The organism is Nocardia sp. NPDC004711 (assembly GCF_053601595.1).
In genome coordinates, this window is the sequence record NZ_JBSGCB010000004.1 from 1 (window position 1) to 26,891 (window position 26,891).

Sequence of the window (26,891 nt, forward strand, 5' to 3'; positions counted from 1 at the left end):
TCCCGCAGGAGGACATGCCGTTCCTGCCCGACGGCACGCCGGTCGACATCATCCTGAACACCCACGGTGTGCCGCGTCGTATGAACATCGGCCAGATCCTCGAAACCCATCTCGGGTGGATCGGCAAGGCGGGCTGGAACATTCGGCTCACCGACGGCATTCGCCCCGACTGGGCGCAGCGTCTGCCCGCGGAACTGCTGTCCGCACAACCGGATACCAACCTCGCCACCCCGGTCTTCGACGGCGCCCGCACCGAGGAGCTGACCGGTTTGCTCGGTTCGACCCTGCCCAACCGCGACGGGGAGGTCATGGTCGGCGAGGACGGCAAGGCCACCCTCTTCGACGGCCGCACCGGCGAGCCGTTCCCCTATCCCATCGCCGTCGGCTACATGTACATCCTCAAACTCCACCACCTGGTCGACGACAAGATCCACGCGCGTTCGACCGGTCCGTACTCGATGATCACCCAGCAGCCCCTCGGTGGTAAGGCGCAGTTCGGTGGTCAGCGCTTCGGCGAGATGGAGTGCTGGGCCATGCAGGCGTACGGCGCGGCCTACACCCTGCAGGAACTCCTCACCATCAAGTCGGACGACGTGGTCGGCCGGGTGAAGGTGTACGAGGCGATCGTCAAGGGCGAGAACATCCCCGAACCGGGCGTCCCCGAATCCTTCAAGGTCCTGCTCAAAGAACTCCAATCCCTCTGCCTCAATGTCGAAGTCCTCTCCGCCGGCGCCGCCGTCGAACTCCAGCAACCCGACGACGACTTCGACCGCGCGGCGACCAATCTCGGAATCACCCTCACCCACAACGAATCCGCCGCCATCACCGACCTGACCAGCTGATCCACCCGGCCGTGTGCCGCGCCCCGGCTCCCCGGGACGCGGCACACGCGCTGGTTCCAGCATTGTGACGGCTCAATATTGCGACGGCTCAAAGCGGTTGGCAGGATGTCCGCCGTATGTATTTTCATTCGAATAGTGCCCGGGACAGTCTCGAAGGGCTGTCCGTCGGGGATGCGTTGGGGGCGCAGTTCTTCGTGCCCGGGCGTTCGGTGCCCGAATTGATCGCCGGTCGGCCACCGGCCCCGCCGTGGGAATGGACCGATGACACCGAAATGGCCTGCACAGTGTTCGACGAGATCCGGGCGCGGGGCCGAATCGACCGCGATGCGCTGGCGGCGGCGTTCGCCGATCGGTGTGAGCCCTATCGGGGCTACAGCGGCGGTACCGTCGCTCTGCTGCACCAGATTCGCGATGGCCGGCCCTGGGCCGAGGCGGCGGGCGCGCTGTTCGAGGGGCGCGGGTCCTGGGGCAATGGCGCGGCGATGCGGGTAGCCCCGCTCGGGGCGGCGTTCCCCGGGGAACTGGACCGGGTGGCGGCGCAGGCCGCGTTCTCGGCCGAGGTGACGCATCGGCACCCGGAAGCGATCATCGGCGCGATGGCCGTCGCCGTCGCGGCGAGCCACGCGGCGGCAACACGCGGAAAACACTGTGCGCCATACGAATTGCTCGACGCTGTCGAGCCGTATCTGGTGGACGGGCGTACCGCCGACGGGGTGCGCCGGGCGCGGAAGCTGCTGGGCCGATCGGTTGCCGAGGCGGCGTACGACCTCGGCAACGGCGCACAGGTCACCGCCCACGACACAGTGCCGTTCACACTCTGGACCGCCGCAACCTTCCTCCGGGACTACCCGGCCGCGATCACCGCGTGCGTCGAAGCGGGCGGCGACGCCGACACCACGGCCGCGATCGTCGGCGGAATCGTCGCCGCCCACACCGGAATCGGCACCGACGGCGACCTGTGCGGGGTGCCCCGCGAATGGCTGTCGGCGCGAGAACCCCTGCCCTCCTGGGTGACGACACCCGCACGGTAAACGTCGGGCGGCACAGGATCCGAGACCATCACCCACCGGGCCGGCTACATCGACGGCGCCGCCGATTCCGGCCACCGTGCGGCCGGGGAGATCGCCCCTGCCCTCTCGCGGAGCAGCGTGCAAGCGGTCGGGAACAGGCCCGCAGATCCGGATCACACCGACCGGCGCAGGGAGCGTTCGTCGATCCGGAAGTCGCCGGCGGGCGCGGTGTGACCGGGCTCATGCCGGCGCGGGGACGAGTCCCCGGTCGCGGCAAGTGTGATGCTTGTCGGATTCCCTCTGCGGTAGACCGATCGTCATACTTGATCGTGGTTTCGTGGCGGGCGGTCGTTGCTCGCCGTATCGATCAAATGCTGGGGACCGCCCGTGGGTGCGGTTCGAAGGGTTCCCCGGCAGTTCTGGAGATCAGGAGGGTTGATGGATCGCCGTCGAGTGGCAGTCGGGATTGTTGTCACCGGTCTCGCATTGAGTGCTCCCATCGTGGCCGTGGGCACGGGCTCGGCCGGGGCGGCACCGGTGACGGAGGGGTGCCACAGCGGTACCCGGGTTCCCACCGAGGACCCGCACGAGTACGACTCGTGCATCGCGGGTGAGTGGGGCAATGTGCGGCGGTGCCCGCCGTTCACGGTCGTCGATCAGACCGTGGACGGCGACGTCCGCTGCGTGGACGAGTGACGTTCGCGCCCGCGGCACACGGGTTCCGGGGATCGGCCTGCGGCGCCGGGCGCCGCTGACGGGCGCTAGCCGGCGGCGACCACCCGGGGCGCGGCAAGACATTCCTCGACGAGACGGACCGCCTCGGGCAATTCGATGTGGTCTTCCGGGTAGGCCCCGAGATGACCGCCGTCGGGGAGGACGGTGGCGACCGCGCCGAGCTCGCGGACCAGAACGCCCACGTGCTCGAGCGGGTCGGGCGCGTTGACCGGGTCGTCGATGGCCTGGAGCACCCGGAACTGCTTGGCGGCGGCGCGGATTCGCATCCAGTCGAAGTCACCCGCGAAGAAGCCGGCGAGCAGGTCGTAGCCGACCTCGTGGACCGAGGCCGAGACCAGGACGACACCGGCGAAGACCCCCGCGGCCGGATCGTGCGCCTCGAGCACGCGCAGCACATTGACCGCGCCGATGCTGTGGCCGACCAGCACGGTGTCCTCGGGCCGGCTCGCGGCGGCGGCCTCCGCCAAGGCCTCGCGCCACGGATCACGCTGCGGCGCATCCGAATTCGGCAGGTTGGGGATGACGACCTGATGCCCCCGGCCGGTCAGCTCGCCACGGAAGGGGGGAAACCAGACGCTGTCCGCCCGGGCTTGCAGTCCGTGCGAGACCACGATGGTGCTCACTGCTCAATAGTCCTCTCGTTGTCGTTCCGACCATCGAGCCTGCACGACGACACTGGCATTCGACTGGCAAGGCCCCCGCCGCCGTGCCGAGCGGGCGCCGGTGCCCCGCTATTGCGCTACGGCGCGGATGATCTCGGCGACTACGGCCGGTCGGGACTCAGCGCCGAGCGCTCCAGACCCCACGGGGAATCGGCCGTGAAGGCGGCGTCGGCAGCGGACAGGTCACCGGCGAAGGAGGCGTGGAACTGGGCGAGCGCCCGGAATCCGTCAGATGACGTCCGTATGGCGTTGCAGCGCATCGCGCAGCGCACCGCGGCGGGTGATCCCGAGTTTGTGGAAGACGCGCTGGAGGTGGGTGGAGACCGTTCTGGAGGACAGGAACAGCTGCTCGCCGATCTGCTTGTTGGTCAGCCCGGCGGCGGCGAGTTCGGCGACGGCCAGCTCGCGCGCGGTCAGCGAATTCGGTCCGCCCGCGGTGGAATTCGCGCGGGCGGCGCTGAGCTCGGCGCGGGTGCGCTGCCACCACGGTTCGGCGCCGAGTTCGGCGAAAATCCTCGCGGCCGTGTCGAGATGCGTCCTGGCCGCGACGGCGGCGCGGTCGCGGCGGAGCTGCTCGCCGTAAAGGAGTTCGATGCGCGCACGATCGAACACCCACCGCTCGGCGCCGGGGGTGGCCAGTGCCTGTTCGAACAGCGCGCCGCCGTCCTCGGGATGCGCGACCGCCAGCGCGGCGGTGGTGATCATCGCCAGTCGTGGCGAAAGCTCGTCCAGCCCGGCCGCTTTCGCCGCACCCGCATGCGCCCGCGCCTCGTCCACGCGTCCGCTGCGGGCCGCGGCTTCGGTCAGGTCGAGCACCAGCCACAGGGCGTGGGGTGTGTGCGGCAGGAAGGCGCCGGGCGGGTTGATCGAGGCGGCGTGCCGGTAGGCATCGGTGAAGGCCGAGGTGGCGAGGGCGTGCATGCAGCGGATATGGGAGGCGTAGTGGGCCAGCGCCAGCAGGTTGCGCGGAGCCGCCCACATGAGCAGCTGCTCGCTGAGCTGTTCGAGGGTCGCGACCTCCCCGCGGGCGGCCGCGACCAGGCCGCGCAGGAACTTCCCGGGCCCGGCGGTGGTGAGATAGCCGAGCTGGGCGCACAGCCGCAGCCCCTCCGCGGTGACCTCGATCAGGTGATCCCAAGCGCCACTGAAGAAGTCGTCGTTCCCGAGCAGGAACAACGCGTCGATGGCCCGCGCCACCGCGCCGCCGTCGCGGCCGTCGTCGATCACCCGTTGCAGCGGTTCCCGGACCCGTCCGGCCCGATCCAGATACGCACCGGCGGTCGCGACGCGCACGATGTGCACCGGATCGGCGGAGAACCGCAGCTGGTCCAGGGCCGCATCGAGATCCGTCAGGGCCTTGGCCCCGGCGTGCGCGGGATCGACGAACGGCCCGCCGAGCAGTGACAGGGCATCGGCCGGGTCCGGCAGCGCGCGGTCGAGCGCGGCCCGGATCTCGGGCCACAGCTCCTGGCGGCCGCTGTAGAAGCCGATGTACAGCAGGGTGTGCAGGGCCTCCACCACGGTGTCCGGGTCGCCGGGTGTGTCGTCTGCAGTGCGCAGCGCGGCCAGCAGCAGCCGGCTCGCGGTCGCCACATCACCCTCGCTGTTGAGCAGTTGGAAGGCCGCGGCGAGCGCCGCCTCTAGCGAATGACCGCCGGTCGCGGATTCGCGGGCGCCACGTAGCAGGCGGCCGGTGTCGGAGAGATCGCCGGTGACGAGGGAGCCCAGGTAGGCCGCCCGCGCGGTCCGGCGGGCCCGGTCGCCCGCGGCCGGGCTCAGTTCCGCCGCGCGCAGCATGGTCGCGGTGGCCCGCACACTGTCGCCGTCGTGCAACATGCGCTGGGCGACCGCCTCGAGCAGGCCGGCCACATCCTCATCGGGGCCGGTCGCGGCCTGGCCGAGGTGCCAGGCCGCGCGCTGCGGCGAGTCCGCGAAGGCGTCGGCGAGGGTGCGGTGCACGGCCCGGCGTTCGCCGCTCGTCGACAGCTCCACCACGGCCGACCGGATCAGCGGATGCCGGAATTCGAGGCGGCCGGTCCGCGGATTCGCCCGCACGATTCCCGCCCGCTCGGCCGCCGCCAGATCCCCCGCACCCTGCGGGAGCGCGATGCCGTCGGCGAGGCTCATACCCTGGTCCGCGCCCCCGAGCACGACGACCAGCAGCGCGCGCCGGGTCTCCGGCGGCAAGGCCTCGATCCGGGCGGCGAACACGCGCTGCAGGCGCCGGGTCAACGGCAGCACCTCCGGCAAACACCCTGTGGCACTGCGATTTTCGAGGGCGATGGGCAACTCCAGCAGGGCCAGCGGATTGCCCCGGGCATCGGTGCGCAGCCGGCGCCGCACCGTGGCCGGGAGGGCGGGGAACTCCGATTCCAGCAGCTCCTCGGCGCTGTGATCGTCCAGCGGCTCGACCTCCCGGATCCGAAACCCGCTGCGCGTGAACGCATCACCGGCATCGGAGCGCACCGCCGCCAGCAGCCGGATATCGGTGTCTCCGAGGCGGCGCAGAGCATAGATCAGCACCATGGTGCTGGCCAGGTCCAGCCATTGCACGTCGTCGATCACCAGCAGCACCGGACCGCCCTCGACTCCGGCCCAGACCCGCAGCAGCGCAAGGGTTGCCGCGCCGGCGAGCAGGGTCGTGGGCAGGCTCCCCGGCTCCAGCCCCATGATCACGCGCATGGCATCCCGGTGCGATGCCTCGAGCCGATCGACGTATCCGGCCATCGGTTGCAGTAGTTGGTTCAAGCCGCCGAACCGCAGGCCCGCCTCGAATTCCAGGGCGGCCGCACGCAGCACCCGGGTCCCGTGCCAGGCCGCGATCTCGGCGGCCGCGTCCAGCAGCGCGGTCTTGCCGACCCCGGCCTCGCCGCTGAGCACCAGCGCGGTGTCATCGCCCGGAACGCCAGTGACGAATGCGGAGATCACCTCGATATCGACCGCCCGACCGACCAACATCCGCCACCACTCTCCCACCGCACCACATCGTCCCGATCATTCTGACTACGCGGCATTCCAGGCCCCGCGCATTTCGGGGAATACCCGCCGGATCCGCCCACTCAGTGGGCGCAGGTGCGAGCCGGGTGCGGCCGGCGAATTGCACGGCGGGCTGGGCGGCGATGGTTCGGCGGGTGAAGCGGCAGAGGCGGGCAATTCCTACCGCCGGAACCGGGCGCTGACCGGGCAAACCCCCAGAGATCCAACAAGTGAGCGCACGCTCAGGACATTTGACCAGTTGCCTGCGAATTGCCATGGGGCCGATAAGTTACATCAAACCCTTTGTTACACATATCAACTCGAATAGCTTCGAGGTGACCATCCCCACAGCGCCGAAACAACGATTCCGGTTGAACGCCCAACCTGGAATCCGTAAAGTTACTCACTAGTTAGGAACGAAGGTGTTCCTACCTCGGCCCAACATTCTGCTAGGGGGCCAATCGCATACCGTCCGCATCCACCGACGCATGTCGGACGAACACCGTTGGATACCAACAGGTTCGTACTTTAAGGAGGGGACGATGGTTTCCTACATCGTCACGGGCGGAACCGGATTCCTGGGCCGGCGCGTTGTCGCCGCGCTGCTGGAGCGCGACCCGGAGGCCGTGGTCCACGCACTGACGCGTGAGGCCTCGGTGGCCAAACTGCGCGAGCTGGCGGCGGGCTGGGGCGCCGAGGATCGGGTGTTCCCGCTGGTCGGAGACCTGGCCGCGCCGGGACTGGGCCTGCCGGAGGGCGCCGGCAGCCGCTTCTCGGAGGCCCCCCGGGCCGATCACATCATCCACCTCGGCGCGGTCTACGACATGACCGCCGACGCCGAGGTCACCTACGCGGCCAATGTGCAGGGCACCCGCTCGGTCATCGATCTGGCCCTGGAACTCGGCGCGGTGCTGCATCACGTCTCGTCGGTCGCGGTCGCGGGCGATCACAAGGGCAAGTTCTTCGAGGACGATTTCGACCTCGGCCAGGGCCTGCACTCTCCCTATCACCGCACCAAGTTCGAGGCCGAGAAGATGGTCCGCGAGGCCGCGGGCCTGCGCTGGCGGGTCTACCGCCCGGCCATCGTGGCCGGCGACTCCCGCACCGGCGAGATGGACAAGATCGACGGGCCGTACTACTTCTTCCCCGCCATCGCGGGGCTGGCGGCACTGCCCTCGGAGCTGCCCATGCCGATCCCCGACCTGGGCGCCACCAATATCGTGCCGGTGGACTACGTGGTCGACGCCATGGTCGAGCTGATCGGCAAGCCCGGGCTCATCGGCCGCACCTTCCACCTCACCAACCCCGAACCGCAGCCGTTCACCGAGATCTACAACGCGCTCGCCCGCGCCGCCGGCGCGCCGACCGCCATCGGCACCGTGCCCGGCTCGCACACCGCGCTCCACGCCCTCGGCGGGCTGCCGGGCGTGCCCGCGGTGCGGGACTTCCTGCTGGAGCGCTTCGGCATTCCCGCCGAGGTGGCCCCGCACACATCCTTCGAGTCGACCTTCGTCTCCGAATCCACCCGGGCGCAGCTGCGTGGCAGCGGCATCGAGGTGCCGGCGTTCGAGGACTATGCCGCCGCCCTGTGGAAGTACTGGCGCGCCAACCTGGATCCCGATCGCGCCCGCCGCATCGAGGGCGATCGCCTCGCGGGCCGCATCGTGCTCATCACCGGCGCGTCCAGCGGCATCGGCCTGGCGACCGCGCACGCGGTGGCCAAGCGCGGCGCGACCGTGCTCATGGTCGCGCGCACCGAGGAGGACCTGAACGCCACGGCCGCCGAGGTGCGCGCGCAAAGCGGTGCGGCGCAGGCGTACGTCTGCGACATCACCGACGAGAAGTCGGTGGAGCTGCTGGTCAAGCAGGTGCTGGCCGATCACGGGCACGTCGACTACGTGGTGAACAACGCGGGCCGCTCGATCCGCCGCTCGGTGGTCAACTCCACCGATCGCATGCACGACTTCGAACGGACCATGGCTGTCAACTACTTCGGCGCGGTGCGGCTCATCCTGGCGCTGCTGCCGTCCATGCGGGAGCGCCGCTTCGGGCACTTCGTGAACATCTCCTCGATCGCGGTGCAGACCAAGGTGCCGCGCTTCGCGGCATACGTGGCCAGCAAGTCGGCGCTGGACAACTTCAGCGAGATCGCGGCGGTCGAGAACGCCGACGCCGGAATCACGTTCACCTCGGTGCGCATGCCGCTGGTGCGCACCGCCATGATCGCGCCGACCGACCTGTACAAGTCCATCCCGGTGCACAGCCCGGATCAGGCGGCCGACATCGTGGTGCGCGCGCTCGAGCACCGGCCCAGCCGGATCGACACCCCCATCGGCACCTTCGCCCAGGTCGTCGACACGGTCATGCCCTCGGTCAAGCGCGCCATCCTGCACCAGGGCTTCCGGATGTTCGGCGAGTCCAAGGCGGCGCGCAAGCCCGCACCGGTCGCCCCGGTGAACGCCGAAACCGCCACGGTGGACGCCGAAACCGCCACGGAGAAGCCGGAATCGCGCAGCCCGCTGCTCGCGCTGGCCCCGATCGTGCAGCCGCTCATGGGCCTGCCCGCCCCGGCCGCGCGCATCACCAACCGCATTCCGGGCCTGCACTGGTAAACAGCCCGTCCGCCAACACGGTTCGGCCCGGTGTGGAACAGCACACCGGGCCGGCCGTTGTTCGGTATCCGCGGTCCGGTGGTGGGCGAGGCCCCAAGTGCCGTGACACCTGACGCCCCCCGAACCGCGGATACCCGGACCCCGCTCCGGGGTCTCGTCAGCAAGTCCACGAGACCGCCCGGGAGCCGGGCCCTTTCCCCTCCCCGGGGTCAGATGCGGTCCGCGGCGAAGTTCGCCGCGTCCACCAGATCGCTGCCGTAGGCAACGTGCGCGTTGGCGTCGATGCCGGAGCCGCAGATGGGATCGCCGCCGGTGCACCAGTCCCCGGTGCGGAACTGGTATGCGCCGGGCACATTCCAGCCCAGGCCACGCATGGGGTCACCGAACAGCAGCACCGCGACGACGCGCTCGCCGAGGTAGCCCGGCAGCTGCACCCGGCCCGGATACCAGGACACCACGCCGGTGCCCAGTGCCGCGTGCACGACCGCCGCGCCCTGCGAGTAGCCGACCAGGACGAACTCCTGGCCCGGGCAGGCGGCGGCCGCAGCAGTCAAGTGTCCCACCAGATCCGCGCTTCCCGCGCCCACGGTGAACGAGTAGTCGGCGGGGTAGTTCACGCGATACGAACTCGTCGAAACGGGCAACCGATCCTGCAGCATGCCGTAGAGCGGATCGCCGATCTCGTCGCCGAGCCACCCGGGTTCGCCTGTGCCCCTTGCCACTACGACGTCCACCGCGGCGCATCCCGCGTCCGCGTGGGCCCTCGATGGTGGAACGAACACGGTCGCGATCGTCAGCATGATCGCGAGACCCCAAGCCGTACGCCACTTTCCGGGCAGTAATACCTTCCGGTCGCCCATTGTTCTCACCTCTCACGTCGTTGTGAGAAGCCCAGTGACTCTTGTCATTGACTAGAGACCGATCACCGGGCCATGTGACCCAAGGTAAGAATGGTCCAGGAGGGCGGCAATGAATTCCACTGGAGAGACACCTGATTGGTACCCAAACGTTTCATCATGAAACTTGTTATCTACGTGCTACTTCGGGGCTACGAATCGGCCACGGACGGGATCCGGACCACACCGCGAACCACGCGCAAAATGGAACTAGTTCTCATAGTGTGTTGGTATGGAACGACTTACCGGGCTCGATGCGAGCTTCCTCTATCTCGAAACAGACACCCAACTCCTGCACGTCTGCGCAATGCTGATACTCGATCCCGCCGCCGACGGGGTGAGCTACCAGCACGAGGCCTTCAAGGCCGAACTCGGGCGACGGCTACACCTCATCCCGGCCATGACCCGGCGGCTGCACGCGGTGCCGCTGAACCTCGATCATCCGGTCTGGGTGCGGGATTCGAACTTCGACCTGGACTACCACGTGCGCCGGCTCGCGCTGCCCGCCGGGGCCGGGGACCGGGGACTGGCCGAACTCGCCGCCGACATCGCCGGACGCCCCCTCGACCGGGGCCGGCCGCTGTGGGAGATGTGGGTGGTCGAGGGCCTGCCGCACGGCAAGGTGGCGGTCATCTCGAAGTATCACCACGCCATCGTGGACGGCATCACCGGCACCAACATGATGATGCACCTGTGCGATATGCAGCCGGGAGTGTCCTACACCCCGCCCGCCGAGATCGGCCCGGCCGAAACGGAACCCAATGATCTGCAGCTGGCCGGGGAGGCGCTGCTGAAGCTCCCGGGCCGGCTCGGGATGGTCGGCATGGTGCCCAAGACCGTTGGCATTCTGGGCGGTCTGGTGCAGCGGCGGCGCGGCAACGGAAGCCGCGGCATGCCCTTGCCCTTCACCGCGCCGCGCACGCCGTTCAATCGGGCAATCACCCAGCATCGCGCCATCTCCTTCGTGCAGACCGAGCTGTCGGATATCAAGGAGATAAAGACCGCCTTCGGGGTGAAGGTCAACGACGTGGTACTGGCGGTGGTCGGCGGCGCGCTGCGCAGCTACCTCGAGGTGCACGACGAACTGCCCGAAACCTCGCTCATGGCCTCGGTTCCGGTGTCCACGCACGAGACCTCACGCCACGAGGAGGGCACCAACAAGGTGTCGACCATCTTCGCGCGGCTCTACACCGAGATCGAGGATCCGGTGGCGCGGGTGCTGGCCATCGCCGAGGACAATCGCGGAGCCAAGGAGGAACACAATCTGATCGGCGCCGACTTCCTCCAGGACTGGGCGAAGTACGCGCCGCCCAACACCTTCCAGCTGGCCGCCCGAGCGTACTCGTCGCTCAAGCTGGCCGAGCACCACCCGGTGGTGCACAACCTGGTGGTGTCGAATGTGCCCGGGCCCAATTTCCCCATGTACTTCCTGGGGGTCCGGGTGGCGTCGATGTACCCGTTCGGGCCGGTGTTCCACGGCGCGGGACTCACCGCCACCGTGATCTCCAACAACGGGCACCTGGACTTCGGATTCATCGCCTGCAGGGAACTGGTGCCGGATGTGGGCACCATCGCCGACGCCGTCCCCGAGGTGATCACCGCGCTGCTCAAGGCCGCGCGCGAAAAGGCCTGAGCCCGGCCCGAATTCGCTACACCCGATCCACCACCGATTGAACGGCCTCGAGGAACACCGGGACAAAGACGTCCGCCTCGAGTGCGCAGGCCGCGTGACCGGCCTTGACGAGGAAGATCTCCGCTCCCGGAATCGCCTTCGCCATCTCCAGCTGACGGAAGACGGGCAGCGCCCTATCCCGCGTGGTGATCACCACCGCCGTCGGCACTTTCAGCGTCGGCAGCCAGTCCGACGCATCGAAACGCCCCAGCACCGCGAGCGCCTGTGCGAGCGCCCAACCGCTGGTGGCCCGCAGTTCCGTCATGGCCCAGCGATCCATCCGGCCCACCGGCCACGAGGATTCGGGCAGCGTGGGCAGTTTGTCGCGGCGCAGTTCGGCGCGGCGGAAGGACCATTCGGAGAACAGCGTGGCGGTGGCCGACCAGCCGCGGTGGAAGGCCCGCTCGCGCCACTTCTCCTGGAACCTGTAGGTGGTGGCGGCCAGTACCAGCCCGCCCACGCGATCCGGGTGCCGGTGCGCGGTCAGCTGGGCGACCACGCCACCCATGGAATAGCCTGCGAGAATGGGGCGTTCGACGCCCACCGCATCGGCGACGGCGACGACGTCATCGGCGAGATCGTCGAGATCGAAACGCTCGGAACGGATTCCGTGACCGTGCCAGCGCTGATCGAACAGGACCACGCGGTAGCGCTCGTTGAGTTCGCGCAGGCACGGGAACCAGTTGAGCATGGCGGTGGTGACCATGCCGTGCAGCAGCAGCACTGTCGGCGAATCCGCGGCCGGACCCGGCAGGTCCACCACGTAGGTCGAGCCGCGGCCGGGCAGCTCCACCATCGCGCCCTGCGGCACCTCGGTCAGCCGGGAGATGCGCGGCGAGAGCCGCCGGCCACGGCGGGGCGCGGCGGCGGGCGTGGTCAGGTCCGAGCTGGGGTTCGTCATCGAAGGCCTCCCGGCACACCGCCTCGGCGGTCGAAATGGAACACGTTCCACTTTATGATGCCACACCGGGGACGGACCTGCGGGTTACGGCTCGCAGGCGTCCGGGACAGCGACGACCGTGGTCACGACCACCGGAGCGGCCGGCGGGGGCGGGGTGACGGGCGGGTCGGCGGGGATCTCGTAGAGGCGAATTCCGGTGTGGCGCACCTGCCCCGGCTCCAGGGTGACGTCCGAAACGAAGGCGGCGTGACCGTAGATATCGATCACCTCGGCCGTGAAGGGGCCCGGACCAAGACCGGAGAGGCTCCAGTAGTTGTCGTTGCCGCGCCGCAGGGGCCGGTAGTCACGGCCCGAGGCGGAGCGCAGTGCGACCTGACGGATGGGATTTCCGGTGCCGGAGAACAGGATTCCGATCCAGCTGGGCGAGGAGCTCGGCTGCACGCGGTAGAAGAGCTCGGGCGCCGGATCAGGGTCGCGCACCTGGCTGATCCGGATCGGCGCGACACCGTCGGTGGCCTCGGCGATGACCTCGAAAGCCGAACGGCTCAAATCGTATTGGTCCGGGCCGCAACCGGGGCAGCGGTCCACGACCAGGGCGCGGACGCTGCCGAGCGGGCCGTCGATATCGACGTAGGAGCCGCAGGGGGCGGAACCGTCGTACTGACCGGTCGGGACCCCGACGTAGTAGCCGTCCAGCGGCAGACCGGGCAGCGAGCACGCCGCTACGCCCTGATCGAAGGCGTAGAACCGGGCCTCGCCCGGTTCCGGGGCCGGTTCCGACTCCTCGATGTGAATCTGCTGTGGAGTAACCGAACTCAGTGCAGCAGCCGCGGGAAGCGTGAGGACGGTTGTGGCGGGTGAGGCCGTACTACAGCTGAGGGACTGCGGTCTCATCCACCACGTGGCCAGTCCCACCACCACCGCTCCCACCAGAATCGTCCACAACCATGGCCTGCCAGAATGGACCTCTTCGTGTCCGGTGCGGTGCATGGCCGGTCCCCAACCCTCCGTATTGTGTTTGCTGACGCGATGCTGCACTTCACCTCAGGAAAGCAGCCGACGCCGTTTCGCCGGGCTCGAATCGGAAAGTCGGAAGGAAAACGGCGGCGTGTTGTCGGCGTGTCCTGGGGTTAGAACCGGAGGCCACGGCGCTTCGTATGTCCGGGTATCCCGCATCTCCGGATGCCCGCTCGCCTCAGGAGACCGCCGCCATGGCCCAGCTCGCGCCCTTCTACCGGCAGGTGCAGTCCCACTACGACCTGTCGGACGCCTTCTACGCGCTGTTCCTCGACCCGACCATGACCTACAGCTGCGCCTACTTCGACCGCGCGGGCATGAACCTGGAGGAGGCCCAACTGGCCAAGATCGATCTGGCCCTGGGCAAGCTGGGACTCGAGCCCGGGATGACACTGCTCGACGTCGGCTGCGGGTGGGGGTCGACCATGATCCGGGCGGTGCTGACCTACGGGGTACGGGTGATCGGACTGACCCTGAGCCGCAATCAATTCGAGTCGGTCCAGACGCGGCTGCGGGAACTCGGCATCTCCGAAGCCGAAGTGCGGCTGCAGGGTTGGGAGGAATTCGAGGGCACCGCCGATCGGATCGTCAGCATCGGGGCCTTCGAGCACTTCCGCAAGGAGCGGTACGCGGAATTCTTCACCCGGTGCCATCGGATGCTGCCGCCGGACGGACGCATGCTGCTGCACACCATCATCGGGCGCACCCTGGCCGAGCTGCGGTCCGCCGAGATCCCGGTCACCCGCGAGGATGCGCTGTTCCACATCTTCGTCAAGCGGGAGATCTTCCCCGGAGGCCAACTGCCGCAACCCGATACGGTCCCGCGGGAGGCGGAGGCCGTGGGCTTCCGGACCTCGCGGATCCAGTCGCTGCGGCCGCACTACGCCAAGACCCTCGACCTGTGGGCGGCGGCGCTGGAGTCGCATCACGACGAGGCGGTCCGGATCACCTCCGAGGAGGTCTACCAGCGGTATATCCGGTACCTGACCGGGAGTGCGCACTATTTCCGGGCGGGCCACCTGGACGTCGTGCAGTTCACCCTCCAGAAGTAGGCACCAGGACCGCTGCGCCCGCGAATCGCCCGTGGGCCAGATCCCGGAGAGCCTGATCGGCGGCCGCGAGCGGGTAGGGATGGACGGTCACCTCGAGGCGATGGCCGCCCGCGAAGGCGAGGAAATCCCTGGCGTCCTGGCGGGTATTGGCGGTGACGGATCGAATCTCCCGCTCCTGGAACAGATGCCGCTGGTAATTCAGCGGCGGAATGTCGCTGAGGTGGATTCCGGCGATCGACAGCACCCCGCCACGATCCAGCGCCGCCAGGGCGGGCAGCACCAGATCACCCACGGGTGCAAAGAGAATCGCCGAATCGAGTGGCTCGGGGGGTGCGTCGGCGGCACCCTGCGCCGAGGCCGCGCCCAGCTCCAGCGCAAGCTCCCGGGCCTCCTTGTCGCGGGTCATCACATGGACTTCCGCGCCCTGCGCCAGCGCCACCTGCGCCGCCAGATGGGCGCTCCCGCCGAACCCGTAGATACCGAGACGTCCACCCTGCGGCAGCGCCGCCCGTCGCAACGCCCGATACCCGATGATGCCCGCACACAGTAGCGGTGCGAGCTCGGCATCGGTGTATCCGCCGGGCAGGGGCAGCGCGTAATCCGCTGGTACGGTAGCGAATTCGGCGTAGCCGCCGTCGGCGTCCCAGCCGGTGTAGCGCGACTCGGGGCACAGGTTCTCCTCGCCCCTTCGGCAGAACCTGCACACTCCGCACGTGTGCCGCAGCCAGGCGATCCCGACCCGATCGCCCACCCGGATCTCACCGTCCACCCCCTCCCCCGCCTGCACGACCTCACCAACAACCTCGTGTCCGGGGACCACCCCGGGCCGATGCACCGGTAGATCCCCCTCGGCGACGTGCAGATCGGTCCGGCACACCCCGCATGCCAGCACCCGAACGAGCAACTCCCCGGCGGCGGGTTCGGGTACGGACATCTGTTCGAAGATCACCGGCCGCTCATCGACGGGGCCCGGTCGCTCGACCCGCCACGCTCTCATCGTCGCCATTCCCCCAGTCTCCTCCCGCCGGGCTCGCGGCCGGGAGAAACCGCCCTGGTTCCAGGGCGTCGCGAGGGCCGCCATCAGAGGTTGATTCGGGGTTTCGGCGTGGGCATCGTGCGCGACCGGTAGCGCCCGGGCAAGCCCCGGAAAAGAATGGGGCGACCAAACCGGCGGAAACCAGTTATTCTGCAGCCTGATCGACGCCCGGCCTCGCCGAAAATTCGGTGTTGCCGGGCGTTTTTTCGTGGTCCGGGAGGGATGGATGTCAACGATCGACGCGGCGCCCGAGGTGGACGCCGCCGAAGCGGCAGCCGATCCGGTGCCGTTCGCCTGGCGCGGCGTGCTCGCCGTGTCTCTGGGCTTCGCCATTGTGCTCGGCGTACCCGCGGCACGGGTCAATTACTTCGGCGATGAGCTGTACTTCCTGGCGGCCGGTCGGCGGCTGGCCTGGGCCTATCCGGACCAGGGGCCGCTGGCGCCGTTCGTCGCGCACCTCATGGATGTGATCGCGCCGGGTTCGGTACTGGCGCTGCGGATTCCGGCGCTGTTGCTGATGGCGGCCGCGGCGGTGGTGGCGGCCGCTACCGCGCGGGAGCTGGGGGCGGGGGCGCGGTATCAGGTGCTCGCCGCGGCGGCCTACGCGGTCTCGCCGCTGGCGTTCAACCAGATGCAGCTGATCACGCTGACCTTCGACATTCCCCTGCAGGCGGCCATCGTCTGGCTGCTGATTCGCTGGGTGCGGACTCGGCAGGACTGGCTGCTGATCGTCGCCGGCCTGATAGCGGCGGTGGCGTTCCAGGCGAAGTGGATGATGCCGGGTGTGTGGGCGCTGCTGGGTCTGGGCGTGCTGATCGCCGGACCGCGCGAGTTGCTGCGCCGCCCGGCGCTGTACGTCGGCACGCTGATCCTCACGGTCTCGATGATTCCCGGCATCCTGTGGCAGATGGATCACGACTGGGTGGAATCCAAGATGACCGCGATCATCGCCCAGGAGCAGTACGCCGCCCACACCGGACCGCTGGTCTGCGCGGTGGAGATCGCCGTCCAGTGCGGCCTGCTCGGCGGCCTGCTGAGCATCCTGGGCCTGTGGGGCCTGGTGCGGCTGGAGTCGTTGCGGCCCTACCGTTTCGCCCTGATCGCGGGCGTGGGGCTGCTGGTGATCGTCCTCGTCGAGAACGGCCGCTCGTACTACGTCGCGGGCTTCTGGCCGGCCCTGATCGGCGCGGGCGCGTTCGCGCTGAGCACGGTCGAGGCGCGGCGTCAGGTGCGCAAGGCGGTGAACGCCGTGGCGGTGCTGTCGGCCGTCCTGTTCACGGCGTGGATGTGCGCGATCCCGGTGCCGTACAGCTGGGCGTGGGCCCGGGACTTCACCGGGATCGATCGCCCGATCACCGACCAGGCCCAGTACTGGCAGCGCGAGTCGCTGACCGGCCCGGCCGGCTACGAAACCTTCACCAAGGCGGTCGCCGACGCGGTCGCCGGACTGCCCGAATCCGAGCGCCGCGACGCCGCGGTGGTCGCGACCGCGTACGTGCAGGCCAGCGCCCTGGAGGAATTCGGCCGCGCCTACAACATGCCGCCGGTCTACAGCCCCAACCGCGGCTTCGGCTACTTCGGCCCGCCGCCGGACTCGGCCCGCACCATCGTCTACCTCTCCGTGGACGGCGTGGGCGACAAAGAATTCCTCGCCAAGTTCGCCTCCACCACCCAGGTCACCCGCCTCGACGACCCCAACGGCCTCCCCGGCCTGGAACGCCTGGTCACCGTCTACGTCTGCCACGATCCCCTGCAACCCTGGTCCGGGGTCTGGCCGGGCCTGATGACCCTCACCTTCCCCAGCGGAATCTGAGCTACCCGAGCCGGTGTGCGGCCGCGGCGTCACCCGCCGCGGCCGTACTCGTTTCGCCGCCGGACGGCTCGCGGCGGCTGATTCCGCGGTCGCGGGGTGGGGTCAGAGGGACATCTTGCCGTTGTCCACGGTGTAGATGGCGCCGTGGACCGCGGAGGCTTCCTCGGAGCAGAGGAAGGTGATGACGTTGGACACCTGGGCCGGGTCCATGAGACCGCGAGCGGACGCGGTTTTCATGATGAGGGTGTAGTCGGGGTCCGTGGGGAACGTGAAGTTCTCCAGGAGGGGCGTGGTCATGCCGCCCGGGCAGACGGCATTGATCCGGATTGCGCTGCTGTCGAATTCGAGGGCCATGGCCCGGGTGAGCCCGATGAGGCCATGTTTGGCGGCGCAGTAGCCGGCCGAGTAGGCCTGGCCCTCGAGGCCGGCGATCGAGGCGACGTTGACGATGCAGCCGCCGCGCTCGAGCAGCTGCGGGAGCGCGGCACGGGAGAGGAAGAACGGCGCACTGAGGTTGACGGCCAGGTCGTACTGCCACTCCTCGTCACTGACCTCGGCAGTGTGCCGCATGGTGTGCGCCCCTGCCGCATTGACCAGAATGTCGATCCCGCCGAATCGCTCCGTACACGCCCGCACCACCGTTGCGGACGCGCCCGGATCAGTGAGATCCGCTGCCAGCCAGCCTGTTTCGCCCCCTTCGAGTGCCGCCTGCAACCGTGCCTCGTCGCGCCCCACCCCGAACACCCGAGCCCCGCCGTCACGCAGCGATTGCGCCACGGCCCGCCCCAACCCGGAGGATGCCCCGGTCACCACCGCGACCCGGCCCTCGAACCGCCCGGCACCATTGCCCGCCATACCGTCTCCATTCCATCCCCGGGCAGCGACGAGACCGCCACCCGCTCGAGCGGCCTCCAAAGTAGCTCAGCCGGCAGCAGTAGCTCAGGCCGGCAGCGAGGACCGACAGCCTCATCGTGCCCGGTCGAAGACGAACAGGTCGCGCCCGCCGAAGGGCGCCGGCCAGCGATCCGGGTCGAAGGCGATCTCCCGTAACCCGGCCGCCCGCGCTGCGGCCCGGACATCGTCGCGGGACAGCACGCGCCGTACCTGGAGGGCGATACCGGCCGCCATGCCGGAATCCACACAGCCGACCAGCCGGGAGAGTTGAAAGGCCAAGCGGCCGAAGAAGAATCCGCGCACCACCAGCGACGCGCGGCCCAGCCGGCCGTCGCTGGTGGACTGGAGCACGATCACGCGCGACGCCACCCGGGCCGTGTCACCGAGCACGGCCGCGGGATCGGCGGGGAACTGCAGGACGTGCAGGACCAGCGCTGTCTCGAAGGCGTCACGGGGAAACGGCAGCACGCCGTCCGCGCACAGCACCGGCCCGTGCCCCACGACATGCATGTCCACGACATCGGTTTCGATCACGACGAGCCCGGTGATCTTGCGCAGCAGGTCCGCATTGTGGCCGGTCCCGGAGCCGACATCGAGCACCCGCCCGGCCGGGGGCAGATACGGTGCGATCCGCTCGGCGATGCGCGCCGCCCGCTCGCGGGCCACCCGCTCGAGCCGGGCCTTCACGCCACCCGCTCCGGATCGTGGTGTAGCCCGGTCACCTCGACGCCCACGGTTGATCTCCTCCCCACCCGGCGAACATAGCACCGTCCGCGGACGGCCCTGGGCAGCCGCGCGAGTGAGGTCATTCCGGGTCGCCGGCGAGTGCAATCCGGAGGAAGGAGACCAGTTGGTTGCGAACACGGTCCTGGGTGAGGCCGTCGGATCCGGCGCGTAGGGCCGCCAGCAGCGCCGAGACCAGGATCGAGAGCAGGACCTCCCCCGCGATCTCCGGATCGAGCGACGGATCCAGGTACCCGTGGGCGATCCCGCGCCGCACGACGTCCACCGATTGCGCCCCATAGGCGCGAGCATGGTGCAGGCAGCGGTCCAGGACTCGATCGTCGATCGAAGAGGCTTCCAGCAGAAAGAAATTCACCAGCCCGCGTTCGGTCTCGACCAGGTCGTAGCAGCGGTCGACGACGCGGGCGTAGCGCGCGCAGAAGGCGTCGAGGGTAGCGGGGATGTCGTCCCCCTCGGGCCCCAGCAGGCGGGTGCGAATGAGGGTGAAGCAGTGGTCGATGACGGCGTCGAGAATGTCGCGCTTGTTGGCGAAGTAGTTGTAGAAGGTGCCGTGGCTGACCCCGGCGGCCGTGGCGATGTCGTCCACACCGATGCCGCGGAAGCCACGCGTGATCACCAATTCGTAGGCGGCGCCGACCAATTCGGCCCGGCGCTGAGCGGCGCGCGGGTGACGGCCGCGCTCTGCCCGGCCGGCTGTCACGGCGGGGCGCTCCGGGGGCGCAGGGTCTTGTCGAGGACGTCGATCACCGCGGTCATGCTGCGCTCCCGGATGCCCGGATTGCCCGCGCCCAGCAGTTCCCGCATGATCCACGGCCCGACCATGGTGAGGATGGTGTGCCCCAGCACGTCCGGGTCGATATCGGGACGAATCCATCCTTCCTCCCTGCCGCGTGTCAGTTCCCCCGCAATGAGCGAGGCGGTCAGCGCCTCCAGCCCGAGCAGCCGGTGCGCCAGCTCCGGATCGATGGCCCCGGCCTCCACCACCAGCAGCCGCAGCACCTGCGGCTCCCGTTCGAGCAGGCCCCAGAGCCGGTCGAGGGCCGCTCGCACCGCCGTGACCAGCTCGCCGACCTCGCCCGCGGCGCCGAGGACGGTGTCGAGTTCCATGGCGTCGGTCACCTTCTCGATGCCGAGATCGATGACGTGGTCGAGGATTTCGCGCTTGCTGCCGAAGTAGCGGTAGACGGTGCCCTGTCCGATACCGGCCCGGGCGGCCACCTCGGAGATGGTGGTGGCCTCGTAGCCGTTGGCGGTGAAGACCTCGAAGGCGGCCTCGATGATCTGCCGGCGACGCCGCGACGGGAGTTCGGGCTGCGGCGGCCGCCCGATGCGTCGCGAGGCTATTTCGCGGCCCCGCCCTTCTGGCCGAGGTCCTTGGGGCCGTAATCGGTGACCTTCCAGTCGCCGCCGCTCTTGGCCACGGTCAGCACCAGCAGGTTCGGCACGGTCGCCGGGTCGGTCTGCTGCACGTTCTGGGTCTTCTGGGTGGCGTAGACGGTGACGGTGTACTGGTCGTTGCCCTTGGCCTCCACCGAGCTGCCGACCACATCGCCGGTCGCCACCACCTGGGCGTCGGTCATGATCTTGGCCAGGGTGTCGTGCACCTGGGTGTACCTGTCGCGCAACGCATCCGAGGTGCCGCGCTCCACGCCGTCGAAGAAGGCGGGCAGGTTGCGGTAGTCGTAGGTGAGCGAGCGCAGGGTGTATTCCTTGGCCACCTGCGCGGCGCGGTCGCGGTCGGCCCGGCCGTTCTTCAGCGCGTGATAGTCGCCGGAGGCGTTGTGCCAGAGCACGCCGAGGACCACGGCCACCACCGCGAGCACGGCGGCGGCGACGGTCACCACCGGGTAGGCGCGTTCGCCGAAGCTCTTGGCGGGCACGGCTTTCGAGGGCGCTGGGACCGGAATCGAGATCGGTTCCGCCGCGCCGGTCGGCTCGGCGGCGCCGGTCTGCTCGGTCGCTCCCGTCTGCTCGGTTGCGCCGGTCTGCTCGGTCGCTCCCGTCTGCTCGGTTGGGCTGGTCTGCTCGGTCTCGTCGTTGTGCGCGGTGTTCTCGTTCTCACTCACGAATTGCCTTCTCTCTAACGAGGAATGTCGATGGCCACATGGGCGGCGCCGTCGCCCGGGAACACCGTGGACAGCAGGTCCACGATCGAGCCGGCGTCGACGCGCAGCGGTTTGATCGCGCTGGTCGCGGGTTTCAGGACGGTGGCGATATGGCTCAGGTCGGGCCCGATCAGCTGCAGACAGTCATTGATCTTGGTGACCAGCGGCCCGATCGGATCGTCGTAGATCTTTTCGCCGATGTAGGAGTAGTTCTGGAACGCGGCGATGATGTGCAGCAGCTCCGGCAGCGCGGTGTCGATGTCCGCGGCGGCCGCACTCAGAGTGGGGGCGCGCCCGTCGAACTTGTCGCCGAGGTTCTGCACGTTCGCGTACAGCCGCGCGATGGCATCGCGCTTGTCCCGCACCAGGTTCGCGGTGCCGACCAGTGCCCTGCTCAGGTTGGCGACATCGGCGTCGCGGCCCTCGAAGCCGGCGGCGACCGTGGTGGCCAGGTTCTGCAGCTTGGCCGGATCCAGTTGCGCGGTCAGCGCGTCCAGCTCGGCGAGCGCGTCACCGACCGTGGTCGCGATCTTGACCTGCCGGTTCGGCACCACACTGCCGTCGTGCAGGAACGGCCCCTGGGTGCCGCTCGGCCGGAAGTCGAGGAATTGCTCGCCCGCCGCCGACAGGTTGGCGATCTGCACCACGCTGTCCACGGGAATCCGGTATTTCGAGTCGTATTCGAGGGTGACGGCCAATCCGCGGCCGGTGGCGCCGATATCGCGGACCTTGCCGATGGGCAGGCCGCGCAGCGTCACCTCGGAGGTCTTCATCAGGCCGCCGGAGCTGTCCAGCAGCACGGTGACGGTGTTGTGCCGGCGGCGCGGGTCCAGATTCAGCACGCCGACGGCCAGGTAGCTGCCGCAGACCAGGGTGAGCACCAGTAGCATGACCAGCGAAACCGGCCCGGAGAGTGAGAGTTTCATCTAGGGCACCATCCCGATCGAGCGCAGTGTGGTGATCAGCTGGTCGGCCTGCACCTCGGCGGACACCCGCTGCACCTTCACATCCGGGGCGCTGAGGAAGGGGATGATCTTCTCCTTCAGCAGGGTGTGGAAGGTGTCGAGGTCGGCCGCCAGGGTCAGGTCGGCGTATCCGGCCGTGACCGCGGTCGGCGCGAGGATCGACACGATCGAGCGGAAGTCGCCGACGTGCGGCAGCAGCAGGTCGCCGGCGTTCTTGGCCAGCGGGCCGCCGCTGATGATCAGGTTGACCACCGCCAGCAGCACATCCGACAATCCGGCGGCCCGGTCGGGCCCGAGCGTGAGGATCTGGTCCACCGCCCCGCGGCCGGATTCCAGTTTGGCGGTGATCTGCTGGGCCGAGGTGAGAATGCGATTCAGATCGTCGGTGTGCGAGGCCATGTCGTGCAGCGCCGCACGGCCCGCCGCATTGATCCGGTCCAGCTCGGCCGGATCCGACGGGAACGCCGCGTTCACGTCGGTGACCAGCTTCTGGATATCGGACCAGCGTCCACCGGTGATGATGTTGGACAGTGCCCGCAGAATGTCCTCCACATTCGTGGCGGGAACGGTCTGCGACATCGGGATCACATCACCGTTGGCGAGGAACGAGGTGTCCGCGTGCTGGGGCGCTTCCAGCGCGATGTGGATATCGCCCAGAATCGTGGACTGCCGCAATTCCGCGGTCGTGTTCTTCGGCAGTTTGGCGTCGGTGTGCAGTTTCACCGTCGCCACCGCGGTGGTGCCGATCAGATCGATGTGATCGAGCATGCCGACCTCGACGCCGTCGGCGATCACCTTGGCGCGGTCCGGCAGGTTCAGCACCGAGCCGAATTCGATTCGCACGGTGTAGGTGTCGCCGGAGGGATAGGTGCCCGGAATCGGGATGTCGGTGGCCTTCACCCCGCAGCCGGTCAGCACCAGCGTGGCCGCCGTGATGAGCGGCGCCAGCCGGATCGCGGTGCGTCTCAGGACCGGTGCGCGCCTCATTTCGCACCCACTTGCGGGAGTTGCGCGGCCAGTGGCGGGAGGGCGGCCAGCAGCGAAGTGATATCGCCCTCGTGCTGCTGGACGAAGGTGTGCGCCTGCGGCAGTGCCGCATCCAGCAGGCCGAAGATCTGCTGATCGTATTTGCCCACATTGCGGGCGATCACCGGGAGGAACTCCACCGCGATATCCACCGCACCGGAGAATTCGGCGGAGAACTGTCCGATCAGCTGGAGCCCGGCGCGCAGATTGTTCAGCACCTCCGCCATATCCGGCCAGTTGGTCACGAACATGGTGGTGAGCTGGTCCAGATTGTCGACCAGCCGCCGGAAGACGGCATCCTTCTGGGTGGGATCGCCGATCACCGCGGACAGCCGCTGCAGCAATTGATTCCATTGCTGCCCGGTGCCGTCGATGGCATTGTTCGCCGCGGTGAGGGTGTCGTCGAGCAAGGTGTCGGGTTTGCCGCCGGTACCGCCGCCCCCGGTCAGGTCACCGGCGAGCTTTCCCATGGCGTCGAGCGCCTCGCTGATGCCGATCGGCGTTCTGGTCCGCTCCAGCGGAATGCATCGCGAGGTGTCGAATCGGGTGCCGCCGGTGTACGGCTTGGTGAGTTCCACATGCCGGTCCGTCACAATGGAACTCGACATGGTGACGGCCTGGATATCGGCCGGGAGTTGCACCGAATCATCGACGCTCATGGTGACCCGCATGCGGTCGCCCATGGCCTCGATCTTGGCGACGGTGCCGATCTCGACGCCGAGCATGGTCACGCTATTGCCCTGGTAGAGGCCGACGGTATCGGTGAATTCCGCGCACACGCGCTGTTTCGGATCGCGTTTCGAATTCGCCCACGACACCCCGGCCATCCCGGCGGCCACCACCGCGACGGCGACCCCGGCGGCGAGTGCTGCTCTGCCCCATTTCATTCAGCACGCCTTGCCTTCGTAGGGAATGCACAACTGGACTCCGGCGGCCGGCTGATCCACTTTCAACTGAGTACCCAGCATCCCGTTGAGCCGGTTGATGACATCGCGCATCCCGTTGATGACGGTGTCGATCCGATCCGGGTCCGCGGTCACCTTGGAGACCAGCTGCTCGAATTGCGTCACCGACGGCTCGATGCTGTCGCCGTAGGCCATGATCGGCCGGTGCAGGATGACCAGCAGCCTTTTGAGCAGATTGAACATGCTCACGATGTCGTCCTTGCGATTGCCCAGCTGGTCGGCCACGGCGCCCAGCTGTTTCACGAAATCCGCGAGCAGCGCCTTGTCGTCGGCAATGGCACCGATGTACTCGTCGGACACCTCGAGCGCGCTGTTGAGCTGGTCGGTGCGCTCGGCGAGCAGCCCGGTCAGCTCGTTGGCATTGCCGATGACCCCGCGCAGCGCGTCGGGCTGTTGCGCCAGCGCCGAATTCAGCTGCCCGATGGTGCCGCGCATGGTGGCGGCGTCGACCTTGCCGAAGATCGGGGTGCCCTTGTCGAGAATGTCGCTCAGCTCGAACGGGGTGGCGGTTCGCTCCGGCGGAATGTGCTTCGCGGCGAGCTCCTTGTCCCCGGCCGGAGACAGCGCCAGGTAGTGGCCGCCGATCGGGGTCAGCATCTTGACCTCGACCGCGGACCGATCCCCCACGCGCACCTCGTGATTCACCGTGAAGCTGACCTCGACGTGGTCGCCGACCAGGTCCACGGCGCGGATCTTGCCGACATTGATGCCGGCCACCCGCACCTCGTCCCCCGAGCGCGCACCACCGGAGATCTTGAAGTCGGCGACGTAGGTGCGCTGCCCGAACGGGATCACATACAGCGCCCCGGCGATGGCCAGCGCGATCACGCACACCATGACACCGGCCATCCCCCAGCGTAATTGGGTGTTCTGGTCCCCGCGCCCGGTGAGTACGTCCCGAATCAGCTCGCCGGCATAGGCGATCAGTGCTCTCATCAGTTGCACACCACCAGTTTCTGGTTGGACAGGATGACGCCGACCACGGCCGGGAGCGCGGCCTCACCGTGCGAGCACGTGATGCGCGGCTGGTAGCCCTGACCCGGCACCGATTGGTTCAGTCCGGTCACCAATTGCGGCGTGAGGGCGAGGATCTGGGTGAGCTGATCGGTCTGCGACACCAGCCGCCGCAACAGCCCGTCGACCGGTCCGTAGCCGGTGTCGTAGGCGTCGCGACCCTCCTCCAGGATCGGAACCATCGGCACCAGCACGCCTTTCGCGGTGTCGACGGCGCTCAGCATGGTCCGGGTCTTGGCCGTGAACTGGTGCAGGATGCCCGAGAGCTGCTGCACCAGATCGCCCACCGCCTTGGACTTGCCGCCGAGGGAATCGGCGACCATCCCAAGATTCCGGATGAGCAGCACGATCACGGCCTCGCTGTTGCGGGCGTGCTTGGTGAGTGTGTCCAGATCCGCCAGCACCGGCCCGATACCCGAGCCGTCGCCCTGGATGACCCGCAGCAGGTTGGTGCCGAATTGGTTGAGCTGCGCCGGATCCAAGGTGTCGAACATCGGCTCGAAGCCGTTGAACAGCTTGGACACATCGAAGCTCGGGATCGTCCGCTCCACCGGAATCGTGCCTCCGGCAGCCAGTTTCGCTCCACCCTGCCCCTCGGTGAGCAGCTCGACGTACCGCTGTCCGATGAGGTTCTGATAGCGGACCGCGGCCTTGGTGTTGTCGTATACCGGCCGCGTCCGATCCACCGTGAAATGCACCCGCGCCCGAGTACCGTCCAGCGACACCGACTCCACCTTGCCGACCGCGACGCCGGACATGCGCACCGAGTCACCGGCGAAAAGCCCGGAGACATCGGTGAACACGGCATCGTAGGTGACCTTGTCACCGGGAATCGGGGTGCGCAGCGCCGTCACGATGAAGGTGGTGCAGGCGGCCACGACCACCAGGAAGACGGTCAGCTTGAGGGCCGATTTGGTGATGTCGCTCATTTCGCCCCTCCCGCCAGCGAATCGGCCAGGTACGGCATAGTTTTTGCAATCAGCTCGAGCTGTAGCCGGACCCGGCCGTCCACCACCGGGAAGGCGCCGTCCATGGCCTGCAGCAGATTCGGCACCCGGTTGTAGGCCGGGGCCACCGACCCCACCGACACACTGATCGGCACCGCCAGGTCCAGAATGCTGTCGAGGATCTTCTGCAGATCCGGGTTGTTCTGCTGCAGCAGATTCGAAAGCCCCACCAGCACCGCGTCGTTCACGCCATTGGTGGACTTGTTGGTGCGCGCCTGGTTCTCCGGATCGCCGAAGTAGGCGCTCTGCTCGAGCACGGCCAGGATGGCGTGCCCGGCCGAGGGGGTCAGGTCCCGGAACGCCCCGGTCATGTCCCCGCCGATGCGCAGGTAGTGGGCCAGGGTGTTCTGCTGACCGTCGGCCAGCAGCTTCGCGGTCGCGAAGAACGACTGCAGTACCGGGCCCATGCTCGGGGCATTGTCGAGCAGCAGGTCGAACAGCCGGTGCACCGCCGCCGAATCCAGCACCTGGGTGAGGCGCGCGGCGCGCCGGAAAACCCCGGCCACGGTGGCATTGGTGGCGTTCGCCCCGATCTGCAGCACCGTGTGCTCGCGCAGCTTCCTGCCGTCGGTGCCCGGCACCAATTCGATGGCGCTGGAACCGAATACGTTCGACGAGGTGAAGCGTGCGCTGACGTCGTCGGTGAGGGCGTCGGCCTGGCGGCGCTCGATCGCGAGATCGATGCGCTGATGCCCGTAGCCGACGGTCTCGACCTTCTCGACGGTGCCGATGGCGTAGCCGCGGAACTTCACCTCCGCGCCCGGGGCCAGGCCCTCACCCAGCGTCGCGGCATCGACGGTGACCTCGAACCGGTCCGAGAAACCGCCCCGCGCATAGGAACTCACGACAATCGTCACAGTGACGAGCACGATGGCGACCACCAGGCCGCGCGCCCGCAGCATCCAGGGACCGGCGCTACGGCCGGAATAGTCCTTGAACACGGCCAT

General features: G+C 68.5%; 24 protein-coding genes. 7 read left to right on the plus strand and 17 right to left on the minus strand.

Going from position 1 to position 26,891, the window contains the following annotated elements:
* The 3 genes from ACWEKS_RS04520 to ACWEKS_RS04530 form a co-directional block, all read left to right on the plus strand.
* Positions 1-842, plus strand: an 842-nt coding sequence (locus tag ACWEKS_RS04520; protein ID WP_452338784.1) for a DNA-directed RNA polymerase subunit beta, incomplete at its 5' end; no start/stop codon positions are given.
* 116 nt (positions 843-958) lie between these two features.
* Complete coding sequence (locus ACWEKS_RS04525) at positions 959-1,873, plus strand: ADP-ribosylglycohydrolase family protein (protein ID WP_452338785.1); 915 nt, start codon at positions 959-961, stop codon at positions 1,871-1,873.
* Positions 1,874-2,290: 417 nt separating this feature from the next.
* Entirely contained in the window at positions 2,291-2,548 is a 258-nt protein-coding gene (locus ACWEKS_RS04530; protein WP_452338786.1) for a hypothetical protein, read from the plus strand.
* 65 nt (positions 2,549-2,613) lie between these two features.
* On the opposite strand, the gene ACWEKS_RS04535 is transcribed toward ACWEKS_RS04530, so the two are convergent.
* Both ACWEKS_RS04535 and ACWEKS_RS04540 read right to left on the minus strand, forming a co-directional pair.
* Positions 2,614-3,210: an alpha/beta fold hydrolase gene (locus tag ACWEKS_RS04535; protein ID WP_452338787.1), complete on the minus strand. Its 597-nt coding sequence runs from the start codon at positions 3,208-3,210 to the stop codon at positions 2,614-2,616.
* 267 nt (positions 3,211-3,477) lie between these two features.
* On the minus strand, positions 3,478-6,207 hold the full coding sequence (locus ACWEKS_RS04540) for a LuxR C-terminal-related transcriptional regulator (RefSeq protein WP_452338788.1): 2,730 nt from the start codon (positions 6,205-6,207) through the stop codon (positions 3,478-3,480).
* Between the two features lie 560 nt (positions 6,208-6,767).
* Here ACWEKS_RS04540 and ACWEKS_RS04545 point away from each other — a divergent pair.
* Positions 6,768-8,837 (plus strand): SDR family oxidoreductase, encoded by a 2,070-nt coding sequence (locus ACWEKS_RS04545; protein WP_452338789.1) that lies wholly within the window; start codon positions 6,768-6,770, stop codon positions 8,835-8,837.
* Between the two features lie 209 nt (positions 8,838-9,046).
* Here ACWEKS_RS04545 and ACWEKS_RS04550 read toward each other — a convergent pair whose 3' ends face one another.
* Entirely contained in the window at positions 9,047-9,697 is a 651-nt protein-coding gene (locus ACWEKS_RS04550; RefSeq protein ID WP_452338790.1) for a cutinase family protein, read from the minus strand.
* Between the two features lie 268 nt (positions 9,698-9,965).
* Between ACWEKS_RS04550 and ACWEKS_RS04555 the strand changes: the two genes are divergently transcribed.
* The gene (locus ACWEKS_RS04555; protein WP_452338791.1) at positions 9,966-11,366 is read left to right on the plus strand and encodes a WS/DGAT/MGAT family O-acyltransferase; all 1,401 of its coding nucleotides are present in this window, start codon (positions 9,966-9,968) and stop codon (positions 11,364-11,366) included.
* Between the two features lie 16 nt (positions 11,367-11,382).
* Here the strand turns inward: ACWEKS_RS04555 and ACWEKS_RS04560 are convergent, their stop codons facing one another.
* Positions 11,383-12,306 (minus strand): alpha/beta fold hydrolase, encoded by a 924-nt coding sequence (locus ACWEKS_RS04560; protein WP_452338792.1) that lies wholly within the window; start codon positions 12,304-12,306, stop codon positions 11,383-11,385.
* An 84-nt stretch (positions 12,307-12,390) separates the two neighbouring features.
* Positions 12,391-13,296: an expansin EXLX1 family cellulose-binding protein gene (locus tag ACWEKS_RS04565; RefSeq protein WP_452338793.1), complete on the minus strand. Its 906-nt coding sequence runs from the start codon at positions 13,294-13,296 to the stop codon at positions 12,391-12,393.
* 221 nt (positions 13,297-13,517) lie between these two features.
* Between ACWEKS_RS04565 and ACWEKS_RS04570 the strand changes: the two genes are divergently transcribed.
* A complete protein-coding gene (locus ACWEKS_RS04570; RefSeq protein ID WP_379385373.1) occupies positions 13,518-14,375 on the plus strand; it encodes a cyclopropane mycolic acid synthase family methyltransferase in 858 nt (285 codons plus the stop codon).
* On the opposite strand, the gene ACWEKS_RS04575 is transcribed toward ACWEKS_RS04570, so the two are convergent.
* On the minus strand, positions 14,359-15,372 hold the full coding sequence (locus ACWEKS_RS04575; RefSeq protein ID WP_452339028.1) for a zinc-binding alcohol dehydrogenase family protein: 1,014 nt from the start codon (positions 15,370-15,372) through the stop codon (positions 14,359-14,361). The genes ACWEKS_RS04570 and ACWEKS_RS04575 overlap by 17 nt on opposite strands.
* A 265-nt stretch (positions 15,373-15,637) precedes the next feature.
* Between ACWEKS_RS04575 and ACWEKS_RS04580 the strand changes: the two genes are divergently transcribed.
* On the plus strand, positions 15,638-17,224 hold the full coding sequence (locus tag ACWEKS_RS04580) for an ArnT family glycosyltransferase (RefSeq protein WP_452338794.1): 1,587 nt from the start codon (positions 15,638-15,640) through the stop codon (positions 17,222-17,224).
* Between the two features lie 102 nt (positions 17,225-17,326).
* On the opposite strand, the gene ACWEKS_RS04585 is transcribed toward ACWEKS_RS04580, so the two are convergent.
* The 11 genes from ACWEKS_RS04585 to ACWEKS_RS04635 all read right to left on the minus strand — a co-directional run bounded on the left by ACWEKS_RS04585 (position 17,327) and on the right by ACWEKS_RS04635 (position 26,891).
* The gene (locus ACWEKS_RS04585) at positions 17,327-18,079 is read right to left on the minus strand and encodes an SDR family NAD(P)-dependent oxidoreductase (protein ID WP_452338795.1); all 753 of its coding nucleotides are present in this window, start codon (positions 18,077-18,079) and stop codon (positions 17,327-17,329) included.
* Between the two features lie 111 nt (positions 18,080-18,190).
* Positions 18,191-18,805, minus strand: a complete 615-nt coding sequence (locus ACWEKS_RS04590) for a methyltransferase domain-containing protein (protein ID WP_452338796.1) — start codon at positions 18,803-18,805, stop codon at positions 18,191-18,193.
* A 118-nt stretch (positions 18,806-18,923) separates the two neighbouring features.
* Positions 18,924-19,562, minus strand: a complete 639-nt coding sequence (locus ACWEKS_RS04595) for a TetR/AcrR family transcriptional regulator (RefSeq protein ID WP_452338797.1) — start codon at positions 19,560-19,562, stop codon at positions 18,924-18,926.
* Entirely contained in the window at positions 19,559-20,263 is a 705-nt protein-coding gene (locus tag ACWEKS_RS04600; RefSeq protein WP_452339029.1) for a TetR/AcrR family transcriptional regulator, read from the minus strand. The genes ACWEKS_RS04595 and ACWEKS_RS04600 overlap by 4 nt, the downstream gene beginning before the upstream one ends.
* Complete coding sequence (locus tag ACWEKS_RS04605) at positions 20,203-20,928, minus strand: hypothetical protein (RefSeq protein ID WP_452338798.1); 726 nt, start codon at positions 20,926-20,928, stop codon at positions 20,203-20,205. The genes ACWEKS_RS04600 and ACWEKS_RS04605 overlap by 61 nt, the downstream gene beginning before the upstream one ends.
* Before the next feature lie 14 nt (positions 20,929-20,942).
* Positions 20,943-21,893 (minus strand): MlaD family protein, encoded by a 951-nt coding sequence (locus tag ACWEKS_RS04610; RefSeq protein ID WP_452338799.1) that lies wholly within the window; start codon positions 21,891-21,893, stop codon positions 20,943-20,945.
* Positions 21,894-22,919, minus strand: coding sequence for an MlaD family protein (locus ACWEKS_RS04615; protein ID WP_452338800.1), 1,026 nt, complete (start codon positions 22,917-22,919; stop codon positions 21,894-21,896). It lies immediately after the preceding gene.
* A complete protein-coding gene (locus ACWEKS_RS04620) occupies positions 22,916-23,845 on the minus strand; it encodes an MCE family protein (RefSeq protein WP_452338801.1) in 930 nt (309 codons plus the stop codon). The genes ACWEKS_RS04615 and ACWEKS_RS04620 overlap by 4 nt, the downstream gene beginning before the upstream one ends.
* A complete protein-coding gene (locus tag ACWEKS_RS04625; protein WP_452338802.1) occupies positions 23,846-24,859 on the minus strand; it encodes an MlaD family protein in 1,014 nt (337 codons plus the stop codon).
* A complete protein-coding gene (locus tag ACWEKS_RS04630) occupies positions 24,859-25,866 on the minus strand; it encodes an MCE family protein (protein WP_452338803.1) in 1,008 nt (335 codons plus the stop codon). Before ACWEKS_RS04630 ends, ACWEKS_RS04625 begins: the two co-directional genes overlap by 1 nt.
* On the minus strand, positions 25,863-26,891 hold the full coding sequence (locus tag ACWEKS_RS04635; RefSeq protein ID WP_452338804.1) for an MlaD family protein: 1,029 nt from the start codon (positions 26,889-26,891) through the stop codon (positions 25,863-25,865). The genes ACWEKS_RS04630 and ACWEKS_RS04635 overlap by 4 nt, the downstream gene beginning before the upstream one ends.